The organism is Coprococcus sp. HCN-4056 (genome assembly GCF_037892645.1).
GTDB lineage: Bacteria > Bacillota > Clostridia > Lachnospirales > Lachnospiraceae > Coprococcus > Coprococcus ammoniilyticus.
The window spans coordinates 1-12980 of the sequence record NZ_JBBKBL010000002.1 but is presented as its reverse complement, the minus strand read 5'-3'; the positions used below and the strand labels follow the sequence as shown (position 1 = coordinate 12980).

Below are 12980 nucleotides of genomic sequence, written 5' to 3'. Positions count from 1 at the left end.
TCTAATCTTCTGATCTGTTCGATACATTCTTTCTTGTGATCTTTAATAGCGACAGGATTGTCTGGCTGATGACTTTTCGGTTGGCTTCGTCCATCTTCTTGATCGAGGTCAGAATCCTTCCGATATCCTTATGCCAGTTATTTTGCAGATCATCCGTGGTCTTCGCATCGCATTCATCCAGCAGGTCGAACAGGGAGTTTACGAACTGCCTGCGCTGGTCGTAGTCCATATTGTCGATCCATTCTTTTAAGGAAGCATTTAACACACGACATTCATCTGTGATCCTCTCCTCATGGATCAGGGATGGTCCAAAAACCTCCCAGCTATAAACATCATGCTGCATGAAGCCCTCCTGCATACTTCGGATCACGACATATTTCTCTCTGTGCTCAAGCAGCATCCCCACTACGGAATTCTGTGGTATGTATGTGATCATCCGTGATAGCATTCGGTTGTAACCGGCAAGCTCTAACACATTTGGTTCAAATCCCGGACCATCCATACTGCATACCTTCAGAATCCTATCCTGCAGAGTACGTTCACAGGTTGCTGCTGCATAGATTGCAAGATTTCCGCCTTTGGAATGTCCGCACAGCAGGAATGTTCCTGGTATCTGTTCTGCTGCCTGCCGCAAATACTCGACTGCTGTCCGCTGGGACGGAACCGGTGAAAGAAATGCCATATTACAATCCTCCCGCCAACCGACAACTGTTTTATCGGTTCCTCGATATACCACACAGCTTACATCGTCAAATATTTTTACTGTGATTGCTGAAAACTGTTTCTGTATCTCCTCATCCAACTGATTCACATAACCGCATAAGAGCAGATCACCAAATCGTCGGCTTGCTCCCATTGCAGCAAGCAGCTTCAGATCATCTTCATAAATCACCTGTGTCATGCGCTCCGCATCTCCTAAGAAACGCTCTGCCGCCTCTGCTACCGTGACAGTATGATTAAAATCATCCGGCACGATCCCCTCAAACGGTATATATGAAAATCTTGAAAATACAACTGCATCCACCTCATTAAAAGCCGATGTCTCAAACGGCAGATCACCCCGCCATTCCAGATAGTCTAATATATTTGCCATATTCATACCCCCGGCTTATCTAAAAACCTTCTTTACGTCTCTGTCCTCTGAGTTCTCTCCGTTTCTCTCCTGCCAGCCATTCTGCTTGTTCACTTTCGTTCTCAAGTGTCAGCCCCGGAACCGGTCTTGGTTTGTCATTTTCATCGACAGCCACCAATGTCAGATACGCTCGATTGATCGAGCGCCGGATTCCTCTGTGATCCTCGATATAAGTATCCACACGGACATCCATCGAGGTATGTCCAACATAGGTAATACGGCCTACTAATACGATCAGATCCTTCAGATAAGCACCTCGCATGAATTTCAGATTATCAACCGAGGCTGTGATCACATCTCCATTTGAATGACGAATCCCAACAAGACCTGCAACTTCATCAATCCATGCCATTAACTGTCCGCCAAATAATCGTCCGGCACCATTTAAATGCTCCGGCCGCACCTGAAAAACCTGCTCTACCATTGAATCACTGACTTTTTTCGTATTTCGCTCCATACACACCGTTCCCTTTCTGTATTTTCATCCTGTTTATAATTGGAGTATTCATCCGGTATTATTCCTGTTCTACTCATTTTATCATAACAGACGCAAATACACAATCGGCAGCCGGTCTGTCCGACAATACCCTTTTATTCCGTCTATCCTGCAATGCTCTCTTGTCCGGTCTGTTAAACAATATGCTTTCTTCTGTCGCGTACATCCATACATATGCACAGTATAAAACATATAAATCCTGATATCGTGATAATAATTCCCGGTACAAACATAGGATATACAAAGGAAATCTCTGTATGCCTCTCATGCACAACAAGAAGATTCATCTGCTCGGAAATCTCCTGATCAGATGTAAATATGTCCTGTGCCGCAATCGACGTATTGACACCTGTTTCCTGATCAAAATCCGCATCAACATCGATCGATAGTCCATCTTCTTTATAAGCTATTGTGATTGGAACAAGTTCTCTGTCCGGAAGCTGTTCATTTGATATCCCGAGCACATCATTTAAGATGTCAACCAGTGCCGCATCCTTCCTGCTAACAGCTTCATACATCAGATTCAGTCCGAGGAAATATACATTTGGCAGATCATCTTTCATACCTAAAAACGTCAGCTTCTGATTGCCCATCTGAAACGTTCCGATCTCGGTATCGGTTCCGGTTATATAAGCTGTACTAAAATCCCTGTCTTCCTCCGCAAAGTCATCACTTCGGATCTCGCTGTTCTGATAAGAAAGAACCGGATACCGTTCATCAAAATGGATCTGCTGTGCAAATACACCGAGAAACATTTCCTGTTTATTACTCTTATTAGCCGGAACATGGGTACTGTCGATCACAACTCTGGTACCTGCTGCCGCCACGTCCGTAAGTATCGCTTCTGCCTTACTCTGATTCCTGTATTCAAATCCGGTTAAGAACAAAGTATCATACCGGCTCAATTCTTCCACTGAATAATCCTCGATCACATCCGAGCTTCCTGCCACAAATGCCGGATAAAGCAGAGTCATTTCATTTGCATATTTTCCGATTGCAAGCCCATAGTATCCGGTGACCGTTCCAAAGTTCTCCGGTGTCTCACGTTTATAAGTATATGCAGTCGTCATTTCTTGCACCATAGAATAACCGCTGGCTGCCGCATCCTGCTCAATATCAGAGATTGTAATGTCCTGTTTCTCAAGATCAATCTTCCGTATCAGAACCGTATCAGCTCCAAGCTCTACTGCACGATCAAACAGAAAACGATAGTATTTTCGGTCAAGTGCTTCATTTAACAGAACAATATTATCTCCTGTCTCAGCACCCTGCCATGCCCAGCCATACGTGTACATCGTATGACTGCTGCCACTGATTCCATAGGATGGATAAGAACCGTAAGAACTCTTATCAATGACAGCCGTCCGCTGGTCTGTCAGTTCCGTGAGCTGCTGCATCTCCATTTTCGTTTCATCTGATGTAGCAACGCTGTAAAAATCCAGATTCATACATGATATGCTGTCTACACACAAAAGCGCAGCCAGAAGCACACAATATTTTTTCTTCAGACGAACCCATTCCAGACATGCACTGAAGAAAAAACCATAGGTCATCGGCGCAAACCGAGTCATCCAGAACAACTGGCTGAACGGAAGCTTTACCAGTATCCGGTATGCAGCAGGCGTTGTACAGGCAAGCATGACCAGTAAAAATACAAAACCGGCTTTCTTTCCGCCTCTTGCAAGCAGGATCCCGGCTATCGCGATAAGTACTGCGGCCAGTCCGAAATAAAAGCTGTCATTTCCTGCACTCAGACGTTTAAATGGATTTAATGACGTCGTAAGTGGATAGATCAAAGTTGACATAACACTTCCGTCTCCACTCTCCGACGTCACAAGCCCGCCTTTTAAAGAAGGAATCACCCATATACCCGCTGTCAGGATTCCACAGATCATATAGATAAGAGCAAATATTTTTCTTCTAGTATCCTTATTCCATATCTGATCGATCAGCAGATATAAAAATGCAGATACGCCCATGATCGCAGTAACCATCAGATGCGTAAAACTCATCAATGTCATACAAACAAACAATCCAACAGCTGCACAATTATTCTTCTTTCTTACATAGAGCCATAAGAACCAGATCGCATATGGTACAAGCATCGTCGTCACCATCTGCGGCAGATTTCCCGCTGTAAAATAAATTCTGATATGCTCCGGCATAAAGAACCAGAGCAGTCCGAAGAAGGTTCCAAGCACTCTGCGGTTCTCATGGATCCCCCAGAGAATCCACGGAAGTCCACCGACTACGAATATAACAAAGGCAAGCAGCCTGTAAGCCAAAAGAAGATCGCCCCCTGTAAGAAACATCAGTCCCGCCATAATATAATAAGAGAGCGGTCCCCAATATCTGAAAAGCTGGATTCCGTTATACCAGTATGGGGAGAACAACGGAAAGACATTCCCTTTTTTCAGGCTCTCATACATTTCCTGCGACTTATAGAGATGTCCCCAGATATCACCACCGGACGGCTCATATCCTGATAGCACAAGATACAGTGCAAGCCCTGCACCTGCAAGTAACAGGATGCTTATACATATGCAGTTTTTCCGGATTCTCTTGTGACTGTCTGTCATATCTCTTACTCTCCAATATGTTTTATCTCATCTAAGATCAGATCTGTAAGCGTCTGCACCGTCTGATTCTGCTCCATCTCCTGCTCATCCAGCATACTGATCACATATGTTCTTCCCGGTGTCTCACTCATCTCGATCATCAGGAAGATCCATCCCATTGCATTTAATATCTCCTGCAATTTTTCTTTAAAATACAGGCATACGTTTTCGATCGTTGGATTTAATATATCAAACGGCTTTATATCATTCAGATAATTATTCTGAAAAGGTTCCAGAAATTCCTCAACTGCCTTTTCAAGTATATGAAATGGTTCAAAATTCTCCTTTCCCTTCACCACATGCAGAGCGATCTCCCAGGTATGCGGATGTACTTCGCCTAATTTTCCACCGATATAGATAGCATGCCTGGCATCCATATAGAATTTGAATTTATACTGTTGATATCTCATTCTGCTACACCTCCTCCTGCTTTCTGGTATAAGCATCGTACACATCCACCGGTTTTTTTACCCCAACATCGATTAAGTCATATCGTATCGAGCGATATGCATTCTCGGACTTTCGGATACAGTACCGATAAATCTCATCCGCCCTGTCTTTTGCCTGCTGTTCATCCAGCCTGTAAAGCAGAATAACAAAAAATCCTTTCTTCACCTCACCCATGATCTCATTCTGATGAAGTCTGGAACGAATCTTTCTCATAAAATGAAAAATCTCCTGTCTGCTGTAATAACGATCCATCATGTCCAGATGAATGAACATATAATGGATCGGTTTTAACGCTTCATCATCCGATTTCTGAAGCATGATACGAAGAAAATTATTATCATAGAATTCATGCGAGCTGTTATATTGATTCTGTACATAGATATTCTTTGCCATCTCGTCATCTAAAGCCTTTTCAAACCCCATATTCCCGGCATTGCTCGTCACCTTTTCAAGCTTCCGGTTACGTTTGTCCAGTTCTTTCTTCGTACCCTTCAAATTCTTCTCTGCCTTGTTCCAGGATTCTAACAATGCAATCAACAGCCCGAGCAGAACAACACTTACAAGTCCTGTTGCAATTACAATATAATATCCATGCTTTATTGTCGATGTCCGTTCCAGAATACTATCCGTATCAGACACCACACTGATCGTACATTCTTCCTGTCCGACCGTCCATCTGACTGTATCCACCACAACATCCTGCTCACGTATCATCTTCCAGAATTCTGTGATCTCTGCATATTTACCTAATGTATTCGTTGTATTCTCATTCTTTGCCCACAGCACTTCCGAACCTCTTGTATATACCAAGAACCTCTCTCCGGAGGAAACAGTCTGCTCCTGTAAAAAAGCAAGAACCTCCGCATCTTTTCCTGACTTCTGAACTGACTGAATGTTGCAGGCTAATAACTGTAGATAGTCCTCCTGATCATCCACATACGCCTGTATCACTGCTTCCCGGTTCTGTAACAGCTCATAACAGATACATCCCATAAATATCATAATAAACAGGATCACGGTTGCGGATATCGAAAAAATCCTATGATTCGGTGATGTATATAATTTTTTTATCCATGATTGTTTTTTCTCTTTATTCACTGGTATTTACCTCATCTCTGATCTTCTCCAGCACCCGGTGTGCTCCTGCAAAATCATGCATCACGACCTGTTTAAAGTCATTCCATTCTTCATGCAGGTCTCTTGTCCGCCATGTTCTTGTTTTTCTGGTTGAATTAATAATTCCTGCAAACCGGAACCAGAATACAATAAAATTAAACAGCGGAAGTAAAAAGATCAGATACCATTTCCTTGCATAATATTTTCTCAAATACGGAAAATCCTTTAAAAACAGAATAATACAGATATACAACAGGAAGTTGGCCATACTGTATAAAAAGAATAAGAATACGAGTGATGTCACAATAAGCTTCATCGGATAATTGATAAATGCCAGACAGATAATCGCAAAATACCAGATCATTCGAGGAAACGCAAACGTATGATCATACACAAGGATCCGCATGACGAAATCTTTAAAGAAACTCCTGCCAATGTTCATCTTGTCCTTTCGGAACATATGAAGCACTTCCAGTTCACCGCTCTGCCACCGCTGTCTTTGAACATATAGTTTATTTAAGCTCTCGATCGGATCTACAAAAAAGATCGCATTCGGACAAAGTGCCACACGTTTCTTCATCTGAAACCGTACCTGAAAAGTTACATGCGTATCCTCGCACAGGGTATCCGTATTATATAACTGCGTCTTCATGATCGCAGATTTACGGAACGCCGAAAAAGCACCCGACAGAGTAAAGATACTGTTCAACTCCGACTGGAAATTACGGCCGGATAGAAATGCCTGACAATATTCACCAAACTCCATCTTCTGCAGTAACCGTAAAGCGCATCGATTCGTCTGATCGATCAACTCCGGATTCGTCAGTACTGTTCCGGTCAGGCTGTGGACTTCCTGTTCATTCTCAAACATTGTTACAATATTTCTGATAGCATCCGGTTCTAACATTCCATCACTGTCAATATGGATAATATATTTACCCTGGCAGTTAAACAATGCCAGATTAAGGGCTTTGGATTTTCCCTGCTTCGAATTCATCCAATTAATCGAAAGATTCGGGAAATCCTTCTGACATTTGCTGTATATCTCAAAGCTGTTATCCTGACTCATATTATTGACAAGCAGAACAAATATCTTATCCTTCGGGTAATTCGATTGATAGATCGACTGCACACAGGCATACAGGGTTTCAGCCGAATTATAGACCGGAACGATCAGAGATACCTCCGGATAATGGGATAACGGCTTATATTTCTTCTTCATGATCCTGCGTTTTAACAGGATGATAAAATTCCCGACCGTCGGAATCACTTCCATGATCAACGGAATGACGATCCATGCCACCCAGAAGATCACGGAAGACATAAGCATATTTTTAATTGCTGTCATAACGGAATGCACCTACCTTCTGTCTGACAATCTGTGGTTTCGTGAATACATAGAAATACAGGAATACTGTACATCCATAGAACAGGATTCTGGCAAATATCGTATGTGCAAAGAAATACATATCGATGCCCCATATATGAACTAACAGGCAGATAAAGAAGATTCGAAGTACATTTGCGAGGAAGATCGCCATCACTCCGATCATACTTACAACCACTCTCTCATATTTGTCATAAACCGGAAAGAACCAGAGCAGTGCAAGAAACGCCAGCATCTCGATCACACCGGAACACTCAAAATCAATATATAAGGACAGACTGGTTCCGCCATTCTGGATAAACAGAATCCCCTGCTGAAAATAAGAATCATAGAGATGCGTCAGCCCACCGATCACACCGGCAACAGCAGAGACAGCCTTTTGAAGCGGAACTACGACATACGGTTCTATCAGTATCAGACTGAAAATAAACAATCCCACACTTCCGCAGATATAATACCAGAAATTCAATTCTGCCCGATATAATACTGTTAATATATAGATCCAACCAAGAAGACAGACAAATACCAGCCAGTTCATCCTCTACCTTTTATCCTTTCTTTTCTTTGCAACATAGCCTGCTGCCAGTAATAGAGCGATCAACACACCTACGACCGGTCCTGTAGAAGATCCGGCAATCGACACACCCTGACCTCCGATATTCGGATTCTGGATCGTGATAGTTCCCATCTCATCCGCAGGAATACCTGTTAATTCTGCCAGACGTTTCAGACTGAGCGAGAATTCCACCTCATCTCCCGGCGTATTATCCTTATGTTCTGCATCATACACTGTATATGCTACTTTACTGTCACATTCATTATTATTTCCATATCCGATAAAAGCTTTCAAGTTAGTATGGATTCCTTCTGATCTCGGAGCCTGCGTACTCCAGTCGATATTTCCGTTCTTTTCCGGCTGGATCTGCATGGCAAATGTCTTGCCGTTGATCGTCAGATACCAGATCTGAAGCTGCATACCGGAGGTATATAATTCATTCATCTTAAAATGGCCATATAAGGTATCCCCGTCTAATGCAAGCTGACCATAATGATTACACTGTTTGTTATTACTAGAATATGTAATCTCCGTCTTCGGTCTTCCTTCCCAATCATCATAATATCCATCGATCTGGATATTGCCGCCTACATAGATTCCGCCTGTTGTTTCTGTTGTTGCCTCGTCCGTCATTTCTCCGGTAGTGCTTGCATTATTGTTATGCTCCGATGTAGTCTCAGTAATTGTTGCACTGCTGTCTTCTGATTCCGTACCGGATATCTCTGTTGTGCTCTCATCAGTACTGTCTGCAGTAGTATCTTCACTTACTGCTTCAGTAACACCCTGTTCCGTTGTCCCGGGAACTGTTGTATCATTTTTTTCAGTTTCAGTTGTATCTTCGGTCGTCAGAATTTCTTCCGTTGAGTCCTTCTCTGTAGCAGATGTAATTTCTTCCGTATTTTCTGTAGAAGCTTCTTCCGTAGTATTCTTTGTACCAATCGCAACTTCCGTGCTCTGCCCTTTATATGTTACCTTCAGCGTATCAAGATTAAAAGCCTCATAAGTATCAAGTGGAACCTGAATCTTCCATGTCATAAATTCATATCCGTAATATTGTTTTTTTCCGGTATTTGTAACCATTCCGGAAGCCCCGCTGATTTCCGAACTCCATGCATCCTTTACTGAAAATGAACTTCCGTCTCCATTATTTCCATTATTCAATATGATCGCATTCAATCGATCCAGTGACACTCCGTCTGCCGACAGGTCAAAACGCTCATTCAGATATCCTGACCAGCTTCCATTATAACGGATGCACAAATAATCATTATCCGTATATATATCTACTGTATTTCCATTATCTTCAAACGTTGCTGCCTGACTCCTCATTCCTGTCATTGGCATACAGGAAACAGCGATCAATAATACCGCTATCCCTACAGTTATTAGTTTTTTACAGATTTTCTTATGTCTCATCATACATGCCTTCTTTCTGTCTGTTTTATGACATTCCACACAAAAAAGACCCATCTTATCCGAATGAGTCCCTATCTATTTTTTCTGGTCAGGCATCTGTTTCTTATAGAACAAGATTGCCTCCAGATTTTCTCTGCTCCGTTTCTCATTAACCGTCGGTAACAAAATGCGATCACACACCTGATACACCCCAAGCGGTGTATCCCCTATATCAAGCTGCATCAGCTCCGCATTCAATTCCGATAATTTTATCTTTAATTGTTCGTAAAAATAATCTCCGATTGCCTCTATACTTGCATTCCCGACAAAACAGGAAAGTTCATTCAGATATAAGCCCTCATATCTGCCGAGAAAAATCTCTATCATTCTGTCAAGCCGTTTAAAATCCATATCTCGGCCAGAAAGATTACGAATATACAGTATCATCGTAAATGTATGACTGTGTGCCTGTTCTTTATTGCCATCAAAGCTATGGCTGGCGTTAAAATGATACTGGCACTTATAATAATCAATCACATTATCACCTCAATCTTCTAGCCATTTGGGCATTATGCTACCTTTTCGACTGCTATTCTAGTATAGAAAACAAGCAAATTCAAGGAAGTACAGCATTTTTTCACATTTGGAGATAACGAATTTTTTCAGCTGTTTCAGTCATTTTGCACAATTTACGTGTGAAATCCATATTCTTATATTTCATCTATCAAAAATCTCAGATTATTTCTGAAAAGGTTCAACATTTTGCCTAAAACAAAACCATTATACAAGAGGTTTTTATTCGATCATTCAAAATTCAAAAAAATCACATTTTTTCCTTGTCTAATCGGCACAATAATATTAAGATAGAGATAATTTGTAAATAAAAATAAAAATGCAGGAGTTTATTATGAAGAAAGTTGTTAAATTTGGTGGAAGTTCCCTGGCAAGTGCAGAGCAGTTCAAGAAGGTCGGTAAAATCATCCATGCAGATGATAGCCGTGTATATGTTGTTCCTTCTGCTCCGGGAAAAAGATTTGATGGAGATACTAAGGTAACCGATATGTTACTTCATGCATATCAGACCGCCAGCGAAGGCAATGATGTTGACGAAGAATTAAAGGCGATCAAAGCAAGATACGATGAGATCATCACAGGTCTTGAGCTGAAGGATTTCAGTCTGGATGACGATTTTGCGGAGATCAAAAAGAACCTCGCCGAGAATCCTCAGAGCGATTATGCTGCATCCAGAGGTGAATACTTAAACGGTAAAGTCATGGCAGCTTACCTTGGTATTCCATTTATCGATTCGGCAGAAGTCATCTTCTTCAACGAAGAAGGAAATCTGAATGATTATAAGACATACAAGCGTCTGACCGAGCGTCTCGCTCAAAATGAACGCGCCGTTATCCCCGGCTTCTACGGAATGGGTAAAGATGGAAATGTTAAGACCTTCTCTCGTGGTGGTTCCGATGTAACAGGTTCTATCGTTGCAAGAGCCAGCCGCGCAGATGTATATGAGAACTGGACAGATGTATCCGGTTTCCTTGTAGCTGACCCAAGAATCGTTCCGGATCCAAAGCCGATCAAATATATCACATACCGCGAGCTTCGTGAGTTATCCTACATGGGTGCTTCTGTTCTCCACGAAGATGCAATCTTCCCAGTAAGAAGCTGTGGTATTCCTATCAATATCAAGAATACAAATGCACCGGAAGATGCAGGAACATGGATCGTTGAAAGTACCTGCCAGAAGCAGGATTATGTCGTAACCGGTATTGCCGGAAAGAAAGATTTCTGTACAATCTTCATTACAAAAGCAATGATGAATTCAGAGATCGGCTTCGGTCGTAAGGTTCTTCAGGCATTTGAAGAGAACAATATCTCCTTCGAGCATATGCCATCCGGTATTGATACTATGACCATCGTTGTTCATGCAGACGAATTCATCGATAAGGAACAGAGCGTTGTATCTGCTATCCATCGTCTGGCAGAACCGGATTCTGTTGAGATCGAATCCGGTCTTGCACTGATCGCGGTTGTAGGTCGTGGTATGAAGTCAGCCAGCGGTACAGCAGGTAAGCTTTTCACTGCTCTCGCAAACAAGGGCATCAATATCAAGATGATCGATCAGGGTTCTTCTGAGCTTAACATCATCATCGGTGTTGAAAACCGTGACTTCGAGACAGCAATCAAAGCAATCTACAGCACGTTTATTACAAAATAATATTTATATCGTGGGCAATTATCAGAGCACATTGTATAAATACAGACTTTAGCTTACTGTCCTCGCACAGGTAATACAAACGCCTGTCATTGGTTCTTATTCAATCCAATGGCAGGCGTTTGTATTCATATTAAATATATTCCCATTTTACCAGACATCATTATAATTCTGATATGTAATTTTTTTTAACTTTCCTAATGATTTTACTTTTTTCTGATAAGCTTTTTTTGTTGTTCTCTTACCATTTACATAATACTCGTTTATTGTTACCGGATCCATGCGTGTGCTATATTTCGCGACCTCTGTTCCACCCGACTTTGTCTTTTTGAAATATGTCTTTATATACACACCCATACGTCCGGTAAATTCATCTACAAATGCTTTATCAGACATTTTTGTTATACGTGTATATATTCCATGTTGATCACTCTATGTACTTTTACTTCTAAGTTTTCCTTTATAATAATATTTAAACTTTAAAGATTTACCATTTGTCTTATAAAAATATTTATCCAAACACTTCTTGTATGTTGCCTTTGCTTTTTAGTAAACTTAGATGCTGTCTCGCTTCCACTACATGGCAGTATGAGTGCAATGATCAATAATGCACATAATAATAAAATACTTCTTTTTCTTTCGTAAATGTCTCCCTCCAAATTATTGATATATAAATAATAATATATATTATTTATTATTTCAACCAACTCATTTTCATTTGACATTTACACAATAAAACATTTGCCCACGACTTTAAGAACAGTTATAAATTTTATCTCTTACTGTGCGTCCGGCTGGCACATCTTGATCCGCTCTGCCGTATCCTTGGTAATTGCAAGGCATCGTCCGTGTACCCGGACGATGACATTTCCGAAAAACGATGATACCACCTGAACCTCATCCCCCGTATCTAACGGACAATCTCCAAATAATTCTTTATCTGCACAGTTCCACGCGATCGTTGAACAAAATCCATCCGCTGCATTTGATAATGACATCATAATAACCACCCTTTCTTCTGACAAATATGTGTCAATCATCTGCTGATATATGCTTAGTATATCCCCAGTTATATAAATTATACTTCCGCACTTCCTGTGCAAGTCAATGCTAATTATTGTTCAACAATCTAATCTTTCTTATCAGAAACTAACTATCTGGTCAACCATGCTTTAGAAACCTTTTTGTTCACAAGTTCTGCTATTTATATTTTGTGTGAACAGCTCTCAAGTTGATGGGAAAAAACTAGAACATTCACAACATTTCCATCAATATTAAATACAACCACATAATTCATCTGTGGCACAACCGCCTCTCTGTTATCAACATACATAACTCTTCTAATACATTATGCCTTGTCCGACAATTATAGAGTTATCTTTATATGAATATAGTTCATTCTCCTTTCGTTTAGTTTGCCCACTTCATTGCCCACCTAAAAAAATAAAGCCCTGAAAACTCAGTGTTTTCAAGGCTTTCTAGCAGGGGATGAGAGAATCGAACTCCCACCAAAGGTTTTGGAGACCCCTATCATACCATTTGACCAATCCCCTATACTGCTTAAGTGTCCTAAATTGGGACACTTAACAAGTAGATGAAATATTTACTT

Annotated in this window: 12 protein-coding genes and 1 tRNA gene; 1 reads left to right on the top strand and 12 read right to left on the bottom strand. The window is 41.2% G+C overall.

Annotated elements, in window-relative coordinates; genetic code table 11:
- Window position 1: 1 nt before the first annotated feature.
- From WKT03_RS02505 to WKT03_RS02465, 9 genes are all read right to left on the bottom strand, one after another.
- On the bottom strand, window positions 2-1093 hold the full coding sequence (locus WKT03_RS02505) for a DUF2974 domain-containing protein (protein WP_340390876.1): 1092 nt from the start codon (window positions 1091-1093) through the stop codon (window positions 2-4).
- Between the two features lie 19 nt (window positions 1094-1112).
- Window positions 1113-1589: an acyl-CoA thioesterase gene (locus WKT03_RS02500; protein WP_008400583.1), complete on the bottom strand. Its 477-nt coding sequence runs from the start codon at window positions 1587-1589 to the stop codon at window positions 1113-1115.
- Window positions 1590-1762: 173 nt separating this feature from the next.
- Window positions 1763-4207: a 6-pyruvoyl-tetrahydropterin synthase-related protein gene (locus WKT03_RS02495; protein ID WP_173788717.1), complete on the bottom strand. Its 2445-nt coding sequence runs from the start codon at window positions 4205-4207 to the stop codon at window positions 1763-1765.
- A 5-nt stretch (window positions 4208-4212) separates the two neighbouring features.
- A complete protein-coding gene (locus tag WKT03_RS02490; protein ID WP_173788718.1) occupies window positions 4213-4656 on the bottom strand; it encodes a 6-carboxytetrahydropterin synthase in 444 nt (147 codons plus the stop codon).
- Between the two features lie 4 nt (window positions 4657-4660).
- Complete coding sequence (locus WKT03_RS02485) at window positions 4661-5794, bottom strand: hypothetical protein (protein WP_340390875.1); 1134 nt, start codon at window positions 5792-5794, stop codon at window positions 4661-4663.
- Window positions 5787-7160, bottom strand: coding sequence for a TIGR03111 family XrtG-associated glycosyltransferase (locus WKT03_RS02480; RefSeq protein WP_021944136.1), 1374 nt, complete (start codon window positions 7158-7160; stop codon window positions 5787-5789). Before WKT03_RS02480 ends, WKT03_RS02485 begins: the two co-directional genes overlap by 8 nt.
- The gene (gene xrtG / locus WKT03_RS02475) at window positions 7147-7737 is read right to left on the bottom strand and encodes an exosortase family protein XrtG (RefSeq protein ID WP_340390874.1); all 591 of its coding nucleotides are present in this window, start codon (window positions 7735-7737) and stop codon (window positions 7147-7149) included. Before xrtG ends, WKT03_RS02480 begins: the two co-directional genes overlap by 14 nt.
- A 3-nt stretch (window positions 7738-7740) precedes the next feature.
- A complete protein-coding gene (locus tag WKT03_RS02470; RefSeq protein ID WP_340390873.1) occupies window positions 7741-9171 on the bottom strand; it encodes a Firmicu-CTERM sorting domain-containing protein in 1431 nt (476 codons plus the stop codon).
- Window positions 9172-9246: 75 nt separating this feature from the next.
- Window positions 9247-9687, bottom strand: a complete 441-nt coding sequence (locus WKT03_RS02465; RefSeq protein WP_173788722.1) for a 6-carboxytetrahydropterin synthase — start codon at window positions 9685-9687, stop codon at window positions 9247-9249.
- Window positions 9688-10057: 370 nt separating this feature from the next.
- Between WKT03_RS02465 and WKT03_RS02460 the strand changes: the two genes are divergently transcribed.
- Window positions 10058-11374 carry an aspartate kinase gene (locus WKT03_RS02460; protein ID WP_044944857.1) on the top strand — a complete coding sequence of 439 codons (1317 nt, stop codon included), beginning with the start codon at window positions 10058-10060 and terminating at the stop codon, window positions 11372-11374.
- Window positions 11375-11521: 147 nt separating this feature from the next.
- Here the strand turns inward: WKT03_RS02460 and WKT03_RS02455 are convergent, their stop codons facing one another.
- From WKT03_RS02455 to WKT03_RS02445, 3 genes are all read right to left on the bottom strand, one after another.
- Window positions 11522-11767, bottom strand: a complete 246-nt coding sequence (locus WKT03_RS02455; RefSeq protein WP_340390872.1) for a hypothetical protein — start codon at window positions 11765-11767, stop codon at window positions 11522-11524.
- A 383-nt stretch (window positions 11768-12150) separates the two neighbouring features.
- Complete coding sequence (locus WKT03_RS02450; RefSeq protein WP_340390871.1) at window positions 12151-12369, bottom strand: FeoA domain-containing protein; 219 nt, start codon at window positions 12367-12369, stop codon at window positions 12151-12153.
- Window positions 12370-12853: 484 nt separating this feature from the next.
- Window positions 12854-12924: transfer RNA gene (locus WKT03_RS02445), tRNA-Trp, on the bottom strand.
- Window positions 12925-12980: the final 56 nt, after the last annotated feature.

Excerpts from the sequence above, each read along its gene's own strand:
- WKT03_RS02505 (WP_340390876.1), bottom strand. The coding sequence starts at position 1,093 with ATGGCAAATATATTAGACTATCTGGAATGGCGGGGTGATCTGCCGTTT.
- WKT03_RS02500 (WP_008400583.1), bottom strand. The coding sequence starts at position 1,589 with ATGGAGCGAAATACGAAAAAAGTCAGTGATTCAATGGTAGAGCAGGTT.
- WKT03_RS02495 (WP_173788717.1), bottom strand. The coding sequence starts at position 4,207 with ATGACAGACAGTCACAAGAGAATCCGGAAAAACTGCATATGTATAAGC.
- WKT03_RS02490 (WP_173788718.1), bottom strand. The coding sequence starts at position 4,656 with ATGAGATATCAACAGTATAAATTCAAATTCTATATGGATGCCAGGCAT.
- WKT03_RS02480 (WP_021944136.1), bottom strand. The coding sequence starts at position 7,160 with ATGACAGCAATTAAAAATATGCTTATGTCTTCCGTGATCTTCTGGGTG.
- xrtG (WP_340390874.1), bottom strand. The coding sequence starts at position 7,737 with ATGAACTGGCTGGTATTTGTCTGTCTTCTTGGTTGGATCTATATATTA.
- WKT03_RS02470 (WP_340390873.1), bottom strand. The coding sequence starts at position 9,171 with ATGAGACATAAGAAAATCTGTAAAAAACTAATAACTGTAGGGATAGCG.
- WKT03_RS02460 (WP_044944857.1), top strand. The coding sequence starts at position 10,058 with ATGAAGAAAGTTGTTAAATTTGGTGGAAGTTCCCTGGCAAGTGCAGAG.
- WKT03_RS02455 (WP_340390872.1), bottom strand. The coding sequence starts at position 11,767 with ATGTCTGATAAAGCATTTGTAGATGAATTTACCGGACGTATGGGTGTG.
- WKT03_RS02450 (WP_340390871.1), bottom strand. The coding sequence starts at position 12,369 with ATGTCATTATCAAATGCAGCGGATGGATTTTGTTCAACGATCGCGTGG.